General features: G+C 53.8%; 16 protein-coding genes. 12 read left to right on the forward strand and 4 right to left on the reverse strand.

Going from position 1 to position 16,985, the window contains the following annotated elements; all coding sequences use genetic code 11:
- Window positions 1-43 precede the first annotated feature (43 nt).
- The 6 genes from BBD38_RS04025 to BBD38_RS04045 all read left to right on the forward strand — a co-directional run bounded on the left by BBD38_RS04025 (window position 44) and on the right by BBD38_RS04045 (window position 5,568).
- Window positions 44-835, forward strand: a complete 792-nt coding sequence (locus BBD38_RS04025) for a YdcF family protein (RefSeq protein WP_172807754.1) — start codon at window positions 44-46, stop codon at window positions 833-835.
- Between the two features lie 216 nt (window positions 836-1,051).
- Window positions 1,052-1,333: a FeoA family protein gene (locus BBD38_RS04030; protein ID WP_066684872.1), complete on the forward strand. Its 282-nt coding sequence runs from the start codon at window positions 1,052-1,054 to the stop codon at window positions 1,331-1,333.
- Window positions 1,330-3,327 carry a ferrous iron transport protein B gene (feoB, locus tag BBD38_RS04035; protein WP_066684873.1) on the forward strand — a complete coding sequence of 666 codons (1,998 nt, stop codon included), beginning with the start codon at window positions 1,330-1,332 and terminating at the stop codon, window positions 3,325-3,327. Before BBD38_RS04030 ends, feoB begins: the two co-directional genes overlap by 4 nt.
- A gap of 6 nt (window positions 3,328-3,333) precedes the next feature.
- Window positions 3,334-3,498 (forward strand): FeoB-associated Cys-rich membrane protein, encoded by a 165-nt coding sequence (locus BBD38_RS14235; RefSeq protein ID WP_082989468.1) that lies wholly within the window; start codon window positions 3,334-3,336, stop codon window positions 3,496-3,498.
- A 278-nt stretch (window positions 3,499-3,776) separates the two neighbouring features.
- Window positions 3,777-4,685 carry a DUF5996 family protein gene (locus tag BBD38_RS04040; RefSeq protein WP_066684874.1) on the forward strand — a complete coding sequence of 303 codons (909 nt, stop codon included), beginning with the start codon at window positions 3,777-3,779 and terminating at the stop codon, window positions 4,683-4,685.
- Window positions 4,686-4,716: 31 nt separating this feature from the next.
- A complete protein-coding gene (locus tag BBD38_RS04045; RefSeq protein ID WP_082989469.1) occupies window positions 4,717-5,568 on the forward strand; it encodes an alpha/beta hydrolase in 852 nt (283 codons plus the stop codon).
- A 332-nt stretch (window positions 5,569-5,900) separates the two neighbouring features.
- Here BBD38_RS04045 and BBD38_RS04050 read toward each other — a convergent pair whose 3' ends face one another.
- The 3 genes from BBD38_RS04050 to BBD38_RS04060 all read right to left on the reverse strand — a co-directional run bounded on the left by BBD38_RS04050 (window position 5,901) and on the right by BBD38_RS04060 (window position 9,548).
- On the reverse strand, window positions 5,901-8,291 hold the full coding sequence (locus BBD38_RS04050) for a DUF6034 family protein (RefSeq protein ID WP_066684875.1): 2,391 nt from the start codon (window positions 8,289-8,291) through the stop codon (window positions 5,901-5,903).
- On the reverse strand, window positions 8,275-8,682 hold the full coding sequence (locus BBD38_RS04055; protein WP_066684876.1) for a BlaI/MecI/CopY family transcriptional regulator: 408 nt from the start codon (window positions 8,680-8,682) through the stop codon (window positions 8,275-8,277). Before BBD38_RS04055 ends, BBD38_RS04050 begins: the two co-directional genes overlap by 17 nt.
- A 173-nt stretch (window positions 8,683-8,855) precedes the next feature.
- Window positions 8,856-9,548: a Crp/Fnr family transcriptional regulator gene (locus BBD38_RS04060; protein ID WP_066684878.1), complete on the reverse strand. Its 693-nt coding sequence runs from the start codon at window positions 9,546-9,548 to the stop codon at window positions 8,856-8,858.
- Window positions 9,549-9,657: 109 nt separating this feature from the next.
- On the opposite strand from BBD38_RS04060, the gene BBD38_RS04065 reads away from it, so the two are divergent.
- The 6 genes from BBD38_RS04065 (at window position 9,658) to BBD38_RS04095 (ending at window position 15,568) form a co-directional block, all read left to right on the forward strand.
- Window positions 9,658-10,137, forward strand: coding sequence for a pyridoxamine 5'-phosphate oxidase family protein (locus tag BBD38_RS04065; RefSeq protein ID WP_235829090.1), 480 nt, complete (start codon window positions 9,658-9,660; stop codon window positions 10,135-10,137).
- Window positions 10,138-10,352: 215 nt separating this feature from the next.
- Window positions 10,353-11,084 carry a hypothetical protein gene (locus tag BBD38_RS14435; protein WP_172807755.1) on the forward strand — a complete coding sequence of 244 codons (732 nt, stop codon included), beginning with the start codon at window positions 10,353-10,355 and terminating at the stop codon, window positions 11,082-11,084.
- A 407-nt stretch (window positions 11,085-11,491) separates the two neighbouring features.
- Window positions 11,492-12,799, forward strand: coding sequence for a hypothetical protein (locus BBD38_RS04080; RefSeq protein ID WP_147568074.1), 1,308 nt, complete (start codon window positions 11,492-11,494; stop codon window positions 12,797-12,799).
- Window positions 12,800-13,034: 235 nt separating this feature from the next.
- Complete coding sequence (locus BBD38_RS04085; protein WP_066684886.1) at window positions 13,035-13,934, forward strand: YitT family protein; 900 nt, start codon at window positions 13,035-13,037, stop codon at window positions 13,932-13,934.
- Between the two features lie 77 nt (window positions 13,935-14,011).
- Window positions 14,012-14,719: an ATP-binding protein gene (locus BBD38_RS04090; RefSeq protein WP_066684889.1), complete on the forward strand. Its 708-nt coding sequence runs from the start codon at window positions 14,012-14,014 to the stop codon at window positions 14,717-14,719.
- A gap of 210 nt (window positions 14,720-14,929) precedes the next feature.
- Window positions 14,930-15,568, forward strand: a complete 639-nt coding sequence (locus BBD38_RS04095) for an HdeD family acid-resistance protein (protein ID WP_147568075.1) — start codon at window positions 14,930-14,932, stop codon at window positions 15,566-15,568.
- A gap of 79 nt (window positions 15,569-15,647) precedes the next feature.
- On the opposite strand, the gene BBD38_RS04100 is transcribed toward BBD38_RS04095, so the two are convergent.
- The gene (locus BBD38_RS04100) at window positions 15,648-16,973 is read right to left on the reverse strand and encodes a Na+/H+ antiporter NhaC family protein (protein WP_066684892.1); all 1,326 of its coding nucleotides are present in this window, start codon (window positions 16,971-16,973) and stop codon (window positions 15,648-15,650) included.
- Window positions 16,974-16,985: the final 12 nt, after the last annotated feature.

Here is a 16,985-nt window from a genome sequence, read left to right on the forward strand (position 1 = left end):
TCTTTTTTTGCCTTGTATGATAACAGAAAAACGAGGCGGGCCTATGAAGAAAAAAAAATCATTGAAATTGCTGCGCATCGTGCTGCTGGCGCTCGGGCTGCTGCTCGTGGCCTATTCCGGCGTACTTTTGAGCGTAAATAACTTCAACCTCGGCAACATACTGCCCGGGCTCCTCGGGCTGCCCCTTTTGATTTACGGGATTTTTGCGCCATTTTTTAACCAATGGTTTTCCCACGGCGCAGGCAGGGTTGTCAAATGGATTTTCATTATCGGCTACCTGTTCCTGATCGGCGTTTTCACGGTGTTTGGCATTAGGATGGGTATGGCGGCAAACACCGCGCCGCCTGAAAACGCGGACGCGGTACTGGTGCTGGGCGCGGCGCTTAAGGGAAAGGAGCCTTCGGACACGCTCGCGCGGCGGCTTGACACGGCGATGGAATATGCACAGCGGAACCCGGAGGCCGTGATTGTCGTAAGCGGCGGGCAGGGGCCGCAGGAGGAGATTCCCGAGGCGCAGGCCATGCGCGATTATCTCGTGGCCCGGGGGATTGACGAAGGCCGCATCCTTATGGAAGACCAATCCACCAGCACGCACCAGAATTTTGCCAACTCGAAAAAAATACTCGACGGACGGTTCGGCGAAGGAAATTATTCGACCGTATTCGTCACCAACGATTACCATATCCTGCGCGGCTACCTGAACGCGGAGGCCGTGGGCATGACGGACGTGCACGGCCTTGCGTGGCGGACGCTGCTTTACACCGCGCCGCCCTCTTATATGCGCGAATCGCTCGCGCTGCTGGCGACGTATGTGTTCGGGGCGGACGTGACATAGGGGCGTGCAGGCATAAGGGGATGGATTTTCCATCCTCTTTTTTTATGGGGCGGCGGTATTTTTCGTGGAAATACGGCTGCGTCCGATTGACAATGTATATGTTTTCCAGTACCATTAGAGACAAGAGATATGGATGGAGTTTCGAGGGAACGGGCCTCAAACTCCTCTTTTACGAAGTGGTATTAGCTATGGCTAATACCGGGAGGTCGATTCAATATGAATACGCTTGATGAATTAAAGCCCGGCGAATCCGGCGTGATACGCACGGTAGGGGGGCAGGGCGCGCTCCGGCGGCGCTTGCTTGAGATGGGGCTTACGCCCGGGACGCAGGTGATGGTGCAGAAAATGGCGCCGTCCGGCGACCCGATTGAAATACACATCCGCGGATACCAGCTTACGCTCAGGAAGGACGACGCGGCCGAAATCGAAATACTGACCGGCAACGCGGCGGGGGAATGCGCGCGCAGCCATCACCGCAGGGGAGGCCGCACCGCATGAGCATACTGATTGCGCTTGCCGGGAACCAAAACTGCGGCAAAACCACATTATTCAACCAGCTTACGGGTTCCAGCCAGCATGTGGGAAATTTCCCCGGCGTTACGGTGGAACACAAGGAAGGCCGGATCAAGGGCGAGAAGGATATGTCTGTCGTGGATTTGCCCGGTATCTATTCCCTTTCCCCCTATACGCCCGAAGAGATCGTTTCGCGCGATTTTATTATCAAACAAAACCCGGACGCAATCCTCAACATTGTGGACGCAACCAACCTCCAGCGCAACCTTTACCTGACGCTGCAATTAATCGAGCTTGGCCATCCGATGGTGATTGCCCTCAACATGATGGATGAGGTGCGCGCAAGCGGCATCTCGATTGACATCAAAAAATTGAGCGAAGAGCTCGGCGTGCCCGTCGTGCCGATTTCCGCCGCCAAAAACCAGGGCGTGGAAGAACTGGTGGAGGAGCTGCGGCGCGTGATAAAGGCCCGCCAGCTGCCCGAACGCACGGACTTTTGCGAGGGCGAGGTGCACAAGGCGCTCCATGCCGCCAAGCACCTGATCGAGGATCACGCGGCGGCGGCAGGGTATCCCGCGCGGTTTGCGGCATCCAAGCTGATCGAGGGCGACGCGCCCCTTGAAGAGGTGCTTGAGCTCGACGAATCGGACAAGGATATTCTGCAGCACATCATCGACCAGATGGAAGAAGGCACGGGAACCGACCGCGAGGCGGCCCTCGCCGATATGCGCTACCAGTTTATCGAACAGCTGTACGACGACTGCGTTTCCGAAAAAAGCGGCACCCGCGAAATGCAGCGTTCCATAAAGATTGACAGGATACTGACCCATAAAATTTGGGCCATTCCTATTTTTATCGGCATTATGGCATTTATTTTTTACCTGACGTTCGGGCCCATCGGCGGCTTTTTATCCGGCGCATTCGAGGAAGGGATTGCCTTTGTGACGGACACGGTTGACGCGGCGCTTACGAATGCGGGCGTTTCCCTGTGGATGCACTCTTTCCTGATCGACGGCGTATTTACCGGCGTGGGCACGGTGCTTTCGTTCCTGCCCGTGATTGTGATCCTGTTTTTCTTCCTCTCAATCCTCGAGGATTCAGGATATATGGCGCGCGTGGCGTTCGTGATGGACAGCTCGCTGCGTAAAATCGGGCTTTCGGGACGGTCGTTTGTGCCGATGCTGATTGGGTTCGGATGCAGCGTCCCGGCGATTATGTCGGCGCGAACGCTGGCGAGCGAACGGGACAGGAAGCTTACCATCCTGATTACGCCGTTTATGTCGTGCGGCGCAAAGGTTCCCATTTACGCGCTGTTTACCGCGGCGTTTTTCACGCAAAACCAGGCGCTTGTGATGATCTCGCTTTACCTGCTGGGAATCGTGGTCGCCATTTTAACCGGGTTATTATTCAAAAAGACTCTTTTCAAGGGCAACCCCGTGCCGTTTGTGCTCGAGCTGCCCGCGTACCGCCTGCCCTCCCCCAAAAGCGTGCTGCTGCACATGTGGGAAAAGGCCAAGGATTTCCTGGTGCGCGCGTTCACCATTATTTTCCTTGCAAGCATTGTCATCTGGTTCCTGCAATCGTTCGATTTCCAGTTTAACTTTGTGACGGACAACAGCCAGAGCATTCTCGCGGGGATCGGCCGGGCCGTCGCCCCGGTATTCACGCCGCTCGGCTTCGGCAACTGGCAGGCCTCTACCGCGCTTATTACCGGTTTAACCGCTAAGGAAACGGTTATAAGTACATTGTCGGTACTGACCGGAGGCGAACAGATGCTGACAACGCTTTTCACGCCGCTTTCCGCATATTCGTTCCTGGCGTTCGTTTTGCTGTATATGCCATGCATCGCCGCAGTCGCAACGACAAAACGCGAGCTTGGCGGGAAGAACGCGGTGCTTACGATCATTTACCAGACCCTTGCGGCCTGGGTGGTGGCGTTCATCATTTTCCAGGTGGGCTCGCTCATTTTAGGCGGGTGATGGAATATGGCCGATATTATTTTGATTGTTGTAATCCTTGCCGCGGTGGCGGCGGCAATCACATATATCGTGAAAAAGCGGAAAAAGGGCGAATGCGTAGGCTGCAGCGAATGCAACCGCAGCCGAAGCGGCTGTGCGGGATGCCCCTATTCGGACAAGAAAAAATCCTAAGCGCGGCACGGGCATTGGCGCGGGAGTACGTGTCTGGAAAAGCGCAGCCCCGGCCCACAGGACGGGTCAAGCATAAAAGCGTGCAAAGCGACGAGCGAGCATATGTATATGCGAAGCGAAGTCGACTGGGGCCCCCGCCAAAGCCCAATGAAATGGGTTTGGTGGTGAGAGGCACAACCACGCGAAAAGCGCGGCCCCGCACGCAGGGCGGGGCAAGCACAAAGCGTGTGTTGCGACGAATGAGCCTCCAAAAAAATGATTTCCAGGAGGCTTTTTTTATGGCAAAAATAATCAATTACAACGAATGGCCCGAGACGGCTTATACGCTGCACATGATCGCGCAGATGATGGGCAAGGTGAAGCTGGTGCGGATGCCCGCGCAGCCCGAATGGGGGCACGTGGTGCTGCACCTTACCCCGCAGGGCCTGACGACCGGGCTGATTCCCCACGGGGACCGCAGCTTTTCGATTGCGCTGAACCTCGACACGTCTACCGTGTTCGCCCAGACCGTTTCGGGCGACACCGCCGGTTTTTCTCTGCGAAACAATACTTCGGTCAGCGAATACTACAATGATTTCAAGAAAATGCTGGGCACGCTGATGTGCGACACCGTTATCAACGAGGTGCCGCAGGAAATGGGCTCAAAAATTCCTTTTTACGATGATATCGACAAAAGGGATTACGACGGCTGCGCGGCAAAGGATTTTTTCCGGATGTATGTGTATGCGCACAATGCGCTGCTTGATTTTACGTCTCCTTTCCGCGGCAAAAAGGTGCTCCCCTCGTTTTTCTGGGGAACGTTTGACGTTTCGGCAATCCTGTTTTCCGGCAAGCCGAGCCCTTATCCGGGCAGCGGCGTGATCGAGGTGAACGGATTTGACGAACAGTTCATGGAATTCGGTTTTTGGGCCGGGGATGAAAGCCTTTCCGATCCTTCGTTTTTCATTATGCCCTACCCGTTCATCAAGGACGATATGTCCGCGCAGGGCGTAAAGCCGGAGGGGGCAATTTGGAGCCCGCAGAAAATGGAGTATTTCTTCCCGCTGAAGGAAGCGCTTTCCGCGCCTGACACGGAGGCCGCGATCCGGGAATTTTTCCAGAACGCGTTCGACAAGGTGACAAAGCATGAAAACTGGGAATGCATAGACTGGTTTACCGAACCGCTGACCATTCCCGCGCGGAGATAAGGCCGGTATATTTTGCAAAATCGCAGCGGCCATGGGCGCCATATCGGACGCCCATGGTGATATGGAAACGGGCCTGTCCGGGAGCGTACAAGCCTATCATGCGTCCCCTGCGGTCCCGGATTGGCGAATCGGCGAAAAGAGCGTTTCAAACACATTTATGAAAAAGAAAAAGATAAAAATTATCATACCCGCGGTCGTGGCCGTCATTGTCGGCGTACTGTTTATTTATTTGCTGGCCGGAAACCATGCCGCGACAGATGAGGCGCGCGCGGCGCTTTCCCCTACGGAGAGCGTGACGGTGGAGGACACCGGGAGCGAGATTATTTTCACCCCCGCGGAAAACCCGGAGGGTACGGGTTTCGTCTTTTACCCGGGCGGCAAGGTGGACGCGGAGGCTTACGCATATTTGGCGCGCGGGCTTGCAGAGCGCGGAATTTTGAGCGTGATCGTAAAGATGCCGTTTGATCTCGCTGTTTTTAACAGCAACGGCGCAAAGAGCGTACTGGAGGCGCATCCGGAAATCCGCAGCTGGTATATCGGCGGGCATTCGCTCGGCGGCGTGATGGCCTCCGGGTATGCCGCAAAGGACGAGCGTATTCTGGGCGTGGCCTTCCTCGCCTCGTACCCGAATTCCGACCTCTCGGGGAGCGGACTGCGCGCGCTTTCCCTCACCGCGGCAAACGACGGCGTGCTGAACCGCGAAAAATATGAAGAGGCGCTTCCCCTTTTTCCGGCGGACACCGTTTTTTACGACATTGAAGGCGGGAACCGCGCGGGCTTCGGCAGTTATGGCGCGCAGGACGGCGACGGTGCGGCAAGCATATCTTCCGCGGCGCAGCAGGATATTGCCGTCGGGCAGATTATGGAATGGATCAGAGGATAACGAATATATCTGTGAGGTATAAAATACTGCTTTATAGCACATAACCTTTTCAGCCCCGGACTGTTATAATCATATTCGGGGTGCAATTTGATGAAAAAAGTAAAGTCATGCGGTAAATGCCGGTATTTTATCCAACATTATATCAGGCGCAAGGATGGTAAATTTCAGGAGGTATACTGCGGACATTGTTCGTATCCGCGGATACGAACACGGAATTGCGACATGGATGCCTGCGAATTTTGGGAGAAGCCCCTGCGGAAAACATGAATAATGAGAAAACGACGGCTGCCGGATGGCAGCCGCCGTTTTTTGTTTTAACTATCTTCCCCGAATCATCCGTAAAGGATGGCGCCATCAATGGCGCTGACGTTCATGAGATAGGATTCCGTTTCTTCGATTGTGCCGTCTTCATTTTCGCGTTCCTCTTTTTGGCAGAAGCTCCACGCGGGAACAAGGATTCCATCGCCCGGATTTTCCCTGTCGGACACGCTTACATAGCCGAGCTCCACGCGGCTGACCTCCATGTTATCGTAATATCCCGATTCCAGTTCTTCGTCCGTGACATCCGCATAGCGGCTCAGCATTTCATTTACAAATATTCCGGCTATTTGATCGAAAGGCAGCAGTTCCGCGTCTTCTTCCAGCGTTTCCCCAACCTTTGTTTTGGAGCCCCAGGTAAACGCCAGCGGCCCGTCATCCCGCAGCAGCAGGATAATGTAATCCCCACGGCAGGGAGGAAGCGTCTCGCCATCCGCATTATGTGTTTTCAGTCCCTGGTATCCGCCATAGGATGCACCCGGTTCCATGCCGGCAATCTCCTTTTGCGCGAGCACCTGGTAAACCTCTGTTGTCTCGCTTCCGTCCGCGGCGGGCACCACTTGATCAGAAATTCCTGCGACCGTTACCGCGTTCACTTTCATATCATTGATTTCCAAATCTTCGAGCACTTCCAGCGCCTTTTCTTCGGCCTGTTCCGGCGTCATTTTCTGGTCTTTGGCCTGCCGGGTTCCCGGCATGACGCCGGGCGGGTTGACCGCGCCCATGCTTCCGGCATCCGTGCAAAGATACAGATGATTATCATCGGTAGAATCTGTAAAATTTGAGACGGAATAAAACGCATACGTCCCGCCGCCCATATCCGCGACCGCAGACAGTCCCAATACTTCCCTGCCGTCGGGCGTCGTTTCCCTTTGGAGCCCCGGGCCAATCGGCTGTGTAAACCGTTCTTCCGGCGCATTCGGAAGTTGTTTCCGGTAGAAGCTGATTTCACTGCCCAGGTAATCAATTTGGGCTTCATTCGTTTCGGCAGCCCGTTCCGTTTCCAGATCGGCGATCATCTCTTCAAGCTCGCCGCTCGGCGCGCCTAAATCCCGGTAAAGCTGCGCATCCCCGAGAAAATATTCCCTGACCCGGTCGACTTCTTCCTGTGTGAAGACCGACGCCTCCATCCGTTTTACCGGAAACGCGGTTACCTCGGGCGTGACGACCCCGGCATCCACATGCACTGGGAATTTCAGTCCTTCGATATCCGTCTGATACCGCTTTGGCGCGTCAATCTCTTTCAGCGGAGCAGGGACGGGAGTGCTTTCGGGCGCCGGTTCCGAAACCCGGAAGGATTCGGGAGTTGTGTCTGCCACCGCGGAAGGCGCGGACGTTTCACGGTTTACCGGCCGGCAGGCCGTTGTGAAGCAGCACACCGCAAGCGCGCACACAAGCACCACTGCCGCGAGGCGAACCCCTCCCCGGCTTTTCTTCGGCTGGAACATTCCGCGCACCCGGTGTTCCACAATTTTTTTTGTATTTCCCGCCGACATTCCAAGCATGACCTGCGCATTTTCACGCCGCGCCGCCATGCTGATGACCGTGCGGGCGTATTCCGCCCTTGCCTGCCGTTTCATGCTGTTTACGACACCGGCGTCGCACGCCGTTTCCATATCGACGGACATCCGGCGAAAGGCCATCCACACAAACGGATTGAACCAATAGACCGCGCGCAGCGCCTGCATCAGGATGCAGACCAGGTGGTCGCCGCGCTTCATATGCATCAGCTCGTGGCACAGCGCATAATACAGCTGGCGGTGCGTCATGCCATGCGCCATATTCCGCGGCATCAGTATTTTGGGCCGAAAGGAAACGGTGAGCGCCGGAGAACGCAAATTGTTTGAAAGAAGCACCGGGACCCGCCGCTTCACGCCCACGCGCTTTTTACAGAGCGCGAGCACCGCGTCGACGCGCTCGTCCGTACTGTTTGACAAAAGCAAATCTTTCTTGATTTTTACCGCCGTAACGGCGCTTCGCACGGCAAAAAACGCCGCGCCCGCAAGCCACGCGAAAAGCAGGATTTCCCGCCATGCAGGCACGGACGGGCTTGGTCTCCCGTCTGCCGTTCCGCCCATTTTTACCACCGCGCCCGGGTCAGCCGCCACACCCTGCGGGCGGGTTCCCGCCGGGACAGACTGCCCTCCGGCCGCCTGCCCTGTACTTTCCCGTGCATCCGGTTCCGCCGCGGCCTGCCGCGCCTGTTCCTGCGGCAGTGTGATAAAATGGAAGCCGCTGTCTATGGTGACGGGAATGCACAGCCGCACAACCAGGAGAAACCACAGCGCAAACCCGAGGAACGGCGACAGCCTGTTCCGGAAAATCCATTTAAACAGCATAATCGCCCCGTATAAAACCCCGGAATACACCAGCATTTCGACTAAAAATTCAGGTAGGTTCGTCATTTTGAGTCCCTCTCTTCTTAGAAAGGCGTTCCACCAAAGCGTCCAGTTCCTTCCGGTCTTTTTCGTCAAGGTCAATATCTTCGATCATACAGAGCAGAAGCTGCTTCCGGCCTTCATTGCCGAGGCGCTCCCGGAGGCTTTTACTTTCGGCACGGATACAGTCTTCCATTTTTACTTTCGGATAATAAAAACGGTTCCGGCCCCGCTGCCGGTAGCCTGCAAAGCCTTTTTCACACAAGCGGTTGAGGTGCGTTGCATAGGTGGAGTAACCCCATTTCACAGAACCCCGCAGAGCCTCGATTACCTCTGAAAGCATTTGGGGTTCATGCCCCCACAATGCGGACATAACCGTCCATTCCGAGCCTGTAAGCGTTTTATTTTCTTTTTTCATATCGGATGCTCTCCCCGGTGTTTTATAATTACAATTGTAGTTAATAAAACCATACTTGTCAATATGGTCTTTAAAATTTTTTATTTGGATTATTCAAGGGACAGACGATTTTTTACCAGCAAGAGATTCATTCCCTTTGGGGAACGCATGAAAACGGGACAAAGCCGCATGCCCTACCGGTTATGGCCGACTCCCAGTTTTTCAAAATCCAGTATTTTAAAGCTGTTCTTCCAGTAATCAATCGCGCCCGCCTGTTTCATCCGCGAAAGCTCGCGCGACATGGCGCTGCGGTCTACGCCGAGGTAATCGGCGAGCTCGGCGCGCGTAAAAGCGATTGGGAACGGGTTCGTTTCCTGCCTGCCGTATTCGGAGAGTAGGAACGCTCCGAGCTTGTCTTTTGTGGTACGTCGGCTCATGAATTCGATTTTTCGGTTAAGTTCAATATTTTTGCGGGCAAGCATCCGCGTAAGGCGGCGAACCAGCCTGCCGTGGAATTTGCAGGCGTTGCCGCACACGGTAAGCAGCTTTTCCACGTTTAAAAAGAGCACTGTGCCGTCCATTCCCGCGCGCACGGCCACCGGACTTTTATAGACGCCGGCGCACGCAAAGGCCTCGCCGAATACGCCGCCCGGCCCGACTGCCGCAATGATACTGCGCGTGCCGAACCAGTCTTCGCGGATCACCTGCGCCTGTCCTTCGAGCACAATCCCAAAGCTTTTGGTATCCGCGCCCAGGTTCCAGATCATATTGTTTTTGGAAAAATGGCGGACCGTATATCCCATACAGGAGAGCATGGAACGGAGTTCCCCTTCGTCTGCGCCTTTAAACAGCTCATTTTTTTGTAAAACTTCAAAATATTGTTCCATCGCGCTTCCCTTTTGTTGCAAATGCAACATGCTTTTTTATGATTGTACCCCATCCGCATCCGGCGCACAATATGTTATACTGGTTAAAAACAAAAGGCGGTAAAAAAACATGCGTGAAATGAGACGGAAGGAACGCGCGACGACGGAGGAGGAAGCGCGCGGGGTGCTGGGCGCCTGCGAATATGCGGTGCTTTCCATGACGGGGCCGGACGGGAAGCCATATGCGGTGCCTGTTTCGCCCGCCGTTTCGGGAAACACGGTGTATTTCCACTGCGCTCCCGCGGGCTACAAGCTTGAATGCATCGGGCACGAGCCGGAGGTGTGCCTTGTCTGCGCGGAGGACGTTGTTCCCCTGCCCGAGCAATTTTCCACCACCTATAAGAGCGCGGTTGCCTTTGGACGGGCGGAGGTTGTGACGGACGAGGCGGAAAAAATTCACGCCCTGCGGCTGATATGCGAGAAATACGCGGCGAGCAACATGGGCGGCTTTGACGAGGCGGTCCGCAAATCCCTTTCCCAAACGGGGATTGTAAAAATCGAGCTGCGGGAAATCAGCGGGAAGCAGAAAAAGCATCCAAAGAAAAAGTGAAGGAACGCCCTGTAAATCACCGGGCGGCTTATGACAGTACTGCGGGAAAACTCCATGCCGTGGGCGGCCTTAGGGCGTTGGCGGCGACGCACCCGCAGCGGACCCTCCTGATTGCCGGAATTTATGGGTGTTGAAATTTAGCGGTTGGAATGTTAAGCTTTAAATAAATAAAATAAGGGATAGGGATTATGAAAAAAATACTGTTATTCTTTCGTATGCATAAATTTGTTATACCAATCGTTTGTGCGGCAGTTGCCGTTGCTGTTATCGTCCCCGTGGCATTGGGCAGCACTCCCGCGCCGCAGAAACCGTTAATTGTCAGCGAAGCGGGGACAAGCGCTGCCCCGGCACCGTCCGCTTCCGCCTCGCCAAGCCCGTCAATAAGCGCAAAGCCTACCGCAAGCCCAAGCGCAATTCCTTCCGCTGCGGCATCGCCTGTTCCTTCGCTTACCGTGGAAGGCACAATAAAGTCCAGAAAATCCCCGACAGAAAAGACGGCTTCGCCTGATTCATCACCTGATGATTCGGGCGGCGAGGTGATCGCTCCGGCCCCTGATTCTACGGCCGTACCCACACCACAACCTACGCCTGATCCTACGGCTGCCGCCTCTGATCCTACGACTGCACCTGCATCTACGCCCATTCCTACAGCCGCGCCCACGCCGGAACCTACGGCCGACAGGCGTGCCGAATATGAAGCGAGGCTCTCGATGATTGAATCCGAGTACAGTACCCGCTTATCTCCGATTGAGGAGGGCCTGCGGCAGGCATATATTCACAAAATGCAGGCAATCAAAAATGCCGGGGTGAATCCGGTAGAGTCAGTCTTGAATGGTATCCAATCCAGGTATGAAAATGAACGGCGGCCTTATATAGAGCAGCAAAATGAACTCGATGCATGGCGTGAAAGCGCAATTGCCGCGCTTAATGCAGAGTTCGGATACTGATTTTCCGGGAAAAAAGCCAGTTGTCCGGCATCGGGAGCGTTCATGCGGAGTGCTCCGTCACCCTTGCGGGGAATCTTAAAAAAATGAAAAGCGCGCCCTGTCTTTGGACAGGGCGTTTTCTTTACACTTTGTTAAAATCCGCTTCACACCGGGTTCATGAAAGCGGCTTATGCTGAAACCATACAAATTCTGCCCCGGCTACCAAAGCCTTACCGGCCGGGGCAGTCAAAGAATGAAGCCTCGCGCTTTTATATAGATTCCCCACCTTTTTCCGGCTCCCGCGAGGGGGCCTTTTTTGGTGGAAGGAGCCGTCCTGATAGAGCTCCGGAAATAATTTTAACTTATTTTACTGCAATTCAATACCTTACCTTATCGGAATATGATATAATTGTAGCAGTAAATGGCCTGTGGGGGTTCAAGGGGCCGTTTTCATTTCTGATTTTAAAGGATGGGTAAAGGTTATAAAAAAATTTTTGATTGTATTGTTATGTGCTTTATTATGTTGTTCCTTAGCTGGCTGCGGGCAGCCGTCTTCCGGGCAAGCTACGCCGCCCGAGGTGCCGGAGGCAAGCGCGGAACCAACTTCCACACCTACACCGGCTCCAACGGCCCAGACGCTCGACAAAGAAGTTAAATTAGGCCAGCTTACATATTCAGTTCCATCCTCCTGGCGGGAAGTCCAGGCTGATAATACTTCAATGACATTCTATTATCCTTACGAGGAGAATGCTGACGGCTATATTGCCGTCGCAACCCAGTCCATGGATGGGCAAATGACGGAATCTGAAGAAAACCTATTGAATGCCTTTGTGGAAGGAATTCAGGAAAGCGAAAATGTTTCCAATTTTTCTTCGGAAAAAATGACGGTCGCCGGAATCAACGCAATAAAATCTGATTTTGAGATGTCTCTCGACCAGGGAGTTTATAGCGTCGTTTCTTATTCGTTCATCGAAGATTCCAAATGTTACTTATTTTCCGCATACACTTCGCCGGAAGGACTGGACGAGCCTTCGGTCACTTTTTCCGGGATAATTGACAGCATATCAATTATTGTTCCGGAAGATGATTTCTTAAAAGACAAAGAAACGCGCAACCAGCTTTTCTCAATGGCAAACAGTTACAATTTTAGCGGTATAACGGATTTGGCCAATTCTTACATCGAGACCAATTCTCCCGCCGAAACAGATACCGTATACCAATTTATCACACTGGCAGAACAGGCGAATGCAGCCCTTGAAGGATGCTCTGTTGAGAGTGATGAATTTGACGACACAGTAGTAGCCTATGGGAACGGCGTAGAAAAAATTACGGGCGATACGAACATTGTTCCTTATCTGGAAGGCTATAGCCTGAAAGTTAAACTTGGCTTTTATGCATCCGATTGGATTTTCTTTGAGGATGTAAAAATCAAGGTTGGCGAAGATGATTATGTATCATTCTATTTCGATTACTTTAACGTCGATCGTGAGGTTGATAATGGTATATCGGAAATAGCTACCACAAGGCTGGAGGAAGATGATTTAGCAAAAATTGTTAATGCCGAAGCGCCTGTTATGAGGTTTTTGGGTAAAGATGAAAAGACGCGCGATCATGAGCTCACGCAGGAAGAGATGGCTGCATGTTCGGCAATACTGAATCTCAGTACTGCACGAAAGAATATAACCGACACCATCAATGCCTGGATGGATGAGAACGGTATCAGCAAAATCAGTTGAGTATTAACAATCAGGAAAAAAGAACGAAAATCTGAACAGTACTGAATGAGAAAAGGTCCCGGCAGGAACGCCATGGTTTTATGTGGCGGGCAATCCTTGCGGGGCCTTTTTTGGTGGAGAAATTTATTTATACCGAAATCTTTACACAAACTAAATATGCAAATGCTTTTCCTGTTTATAGTAAAGGAGTATGATGGTATTGGAAAATTTCCACCGGAAAGGAAGATGAGCGTCAATGGAATTGCGTTCCCGCAAAATAAAAGGTTATGTGACGGACGGCGTATTGTTTTTGATCGGAAGCCTTCTGTATGCCGCTTCCGTCAACATTTTCACCGCGCCCAACAACATTGCGCCCGGCGGGCTTACGGGCGTTGCAACGATGCTGAATTTTGGGTTTGGCCTGCCCATCGGCACGATGATTTTGGTGATGAACATCCCTCTTTTTATCCTCGGATTTTTTGTATTTGGATTCCGGTTTGTCATCAAGACCGTGGTCGCAACCGTGCTTTCTTCCGTGGTGATCGACGCAACGGCAGGAATAATGCCGCAGTATACGGGCGAGCCCCTGATTACCGTGGCGTTCGGCGGCGTGCTTTCCGGCCTCGGGCTGGGGCTGATTTTGATGCGCGGCGGCACCTCGGGCGGAACGGAGCTGGCCGCCAACCTTCTCGCGAAACGTTTTCCGCATATTTCGATCGGCAAGCTGATTATGGTGCTGGACGTGATTGTGGTGCTTATTTCCGCGTGGGTTTACCGGGAATTTGAAAGCCCGCTGTATGCCATCCTCGTCATCTTCATTACCTCGCGCGTGATTGACGCGGTGCTTTACGGCACCAGCCTCGGCACGGGCAAAATGATGTTTATCGTTTCGCCCAGGAGCAAGGAGATCGCGCATGCCATCCTCACAAAAATGGAACGCGGCGTTACCGGGCTGAAAGCGCGCGGCGGATACAGCGGCACGGAGGGAGAGGTGCTGCTGTGCGCGGTACGGCGGCAGGAGGTATACAGGATTTACGGGCTGATCCACGAAATTGACCCGGATGCGTTTATCATTGTGGGAGACGCGGGCGAAATTACGGGCGAGGGTTTCCGGGAGATCAGCATTCCTGCGCAGCGAAAAAAGGCGCGGAAATAATTCGGTTGCAATTGCAACATCTTTTCCTGCCGGATTTGGTATGATAGAAGCAAGAAAACAAAAAGGCGGTAAGGAATATGAAACGGAAAATTATTACGATAGATGAAGAAAAGTGCAACGGCTGCGGGCTTTGCGCACAGGCGTGCCACGAGGGGGCGATCGGCATGGAGGGTGGCAAGGCAAAGCTGCTGCGCGACGATTATTGCGACGGGCTCGGCGACTGTTTGCCCGTTTGCCCGACGGATGCGATTTCCTTTGAGGAACGCGAGGCGGCGGCATATGACGCAAAGGCCGTAAAAAAGAATATGGAAACGTGGGAAGCGCTTCCGTGCGGCTGCCCGGGGACGCAATCCCGGACCATCGACCGTCCGGCCGCGGAACAGGCCGCCCCTGCGGCCCCGCAAGCCTGCGCAATGGAATCACAGCTTTCCCAATGGCCCGTACAGCTCCGGCTGGTTCCGGTGAACGCGCCGTATTTCAAGGATGCGCATCTTCTGATCGCGGCGGACTGCACGGCGTTTGCCTGCGGCAATTTCCACAACGATTTTATCCGCGGCAAAATAACGCTGATCGGCTGTCCCAAGCTTGACGAGGCAGATTATGCGGAAAAGCTGACGGAAATCCTGAAAAACAACGATATCAAAAGCGTATCGGTTGTGCGTATGTCCGTGCCGTGCTGCGGCGGAATTGCACAGGCGGCAATGGAAGCGCTTAAAAACTGCGGGAAAATGATCCCGTGGAGCGTTACGGTCATCGATACGGACGGAAGCGTTATCGATCAGTGACAGCGCGAACCAAAAGGCTTTTCCCCGGACCGGGGCGAAGCCTTTTTTTGTATGCCGCCTTTTCATATTTTGTTTCGCACGGCAAAAAAATGTTTATGAATTAAAAAGCCGGGGTAGGCGTATTTTGCCGCGTCCGGCGGGTATTATTTTTTGATCGTATACATTGAGCATGGCGCCCGCGCGCATGCTCCGAAAGAGGAGGAATTATTTATGCCTGACGAAAGTTTTAACAGCAACCAGAATTCAAACAACGAACCACCGAAATCGAGGATGAGCCTGAACAACATAGCAAAACAGGCGACGGGCGGAAATAAGATTGCGGGAGTTGTGATCGCGGTTTGCATGGTCGTGATCGGCATCCTGATTTTTGCGGCCCCCTACATCATGGGCATTGGAATCGGTTATTTCGTAACCGCCGGATTTATTGTCTATGGCGTCTTTGAGGTCATCGCCTATCTGCGCACCCCCGCCGATTACAGGAACGGGTGGACGCTCGCAAACGGCGTGATCTTTACGCTGATCGGCATCCTGATCCTCGTGGAAGCGCTGGGAAGCCACATCGGCAAGCTGAACATGCTGTCCACGTTCTCCTTTATCATCGGGTTCTTCGCACTGTTCGGGGGCATTACGCAGCTTTCTTCATACGGCGCGTTTAAAAAGGCGGGAGAGCCGGGTTCGGGCTGGATTCTCGCAAGCGGCATCATCAACCTGGCGCTTGGTATCCTGATTATCTGCGCGCCGATCACAGGGTTCTTTACCCTCGAATGGATTTTCGCATTCTACCTGATTATCGGCGGCGTGGCATTGTTTGCGGAAGCCTTATCCGGGAAGCTGGCCTGCAAAAAGTAACGCGATATTACGCCGTTACAGCATAGCGGAAATTTGTATATAAAAAAACGCCTTTCCCTTCTGGAAAAGGCGTTTTTTATTACGGCTCCTTCTTTTTCTTCCGCTCCCCGATTCCAAACAATATCCATATAAGGGCGCTTACGCCCATCAGGATGGGATAAAACAGGAAGGGGATGACGTCTACGGGGGTGAGCGCAAGGCCTGCCGCCGCCGCGCCCGCGGAGGCATACAAAAGCTGTGCGCCGTAGGGCAGGATTCCCTGCCACACGGAGGTGAAGATATCGAGCAGGGCCGCAGTCCGCCGGGGCGTGACCCCGAACTCGTCCGAGATATCCTTTGCAATCGGCCCCGCGATGACGATTGCCACCGTGTTATTGGCGGTGGAGATATCGACCGCCGAGCTTAGGGCCGCGATGCCAAGCTGCGCGCCCTTTTTGGTTTTTACCACCCTGTGGATCGAGGCCAGCAGGAAATCGATTCCCCCGTTGGCCTTTACAAGGCCGATGATTCCCGCAACAAGGATCGAGATGACGGTGATGTCGTACATTCCCATGAGGCCGCCCGCGCCGTCCGGGCCGCCCGCAATCACACTGAACATCTGCTGCGGAAGGATCATTCCGGAAAACAGGCCGACCGCAAGCGACAGCGCCAGCCCGAGCACCAGCACAATGATGACGTTAAGGCCGCACAGCGCGCTCACGAGCACCACAAGGTAGGGCAGGATTTTCCAAAAATCATATTCGTAATTTCCCGTAATTTCGGTGGGCGTATTGATGGTAAGGACAATAAAAATAACAAAGGTGGCGATTGCCGCCGGAAGCACGATTTTAAAATTCTCGCGGAATTTGTCCTTCATATTGCAGCCCTGCGTGCGGGTGGCCGCAATGGTGGTATCGGAAATCATGGAGAGGTTATCGCCAAACATTGCGCCGGACACCACCGCCCCTACGCACAGCGCGCCGAGCAGCCCCGTTTTCTGGCTGATCCCCACCGCGATGGGGACAAGCGCGGCAATGGTGCCCACGGAGGTTCCCATGGAAAGGGATATAAAGCTGGCGATCACAAAGAGCCCCGCCACCGCCACGCCGGGCGGCATAATTGAAAGGGCGAAATTTACCACGCTGTCTACGCCGCCCGCCGCCTGCGCCGTCCCGGAGAACGCCCCCGCGAGGATAAACACCAGGCACATAATCATCACATTCTGGTCGCCCATTCCCGTGGCTACGGTATTCATTTTTTCCGCAAAGCTCCGCTTGCGGTTTTGGAAAAACGCAACGATCAGCGCAATTAAAAAGCCGACGACCGCCGGAACCACATAAAAATCCCCGAAAATGATTCCGCAGCCGATAAACAGCGCCAGGAACACACCGATTGGGACCAGCGCGCTTGCTTTTCCTTCCCTCATTGGCCTACCCCC

The organism is Christensenella intestinihominis (assembly GCF_001678845.1).
GTDB classification, from domain to species: domain Bacteria; phylum Bacillota; class Clostridia; order Christensenellales; family Christensenellaceae; genus Christensenella; species Christensenella intestinihominis.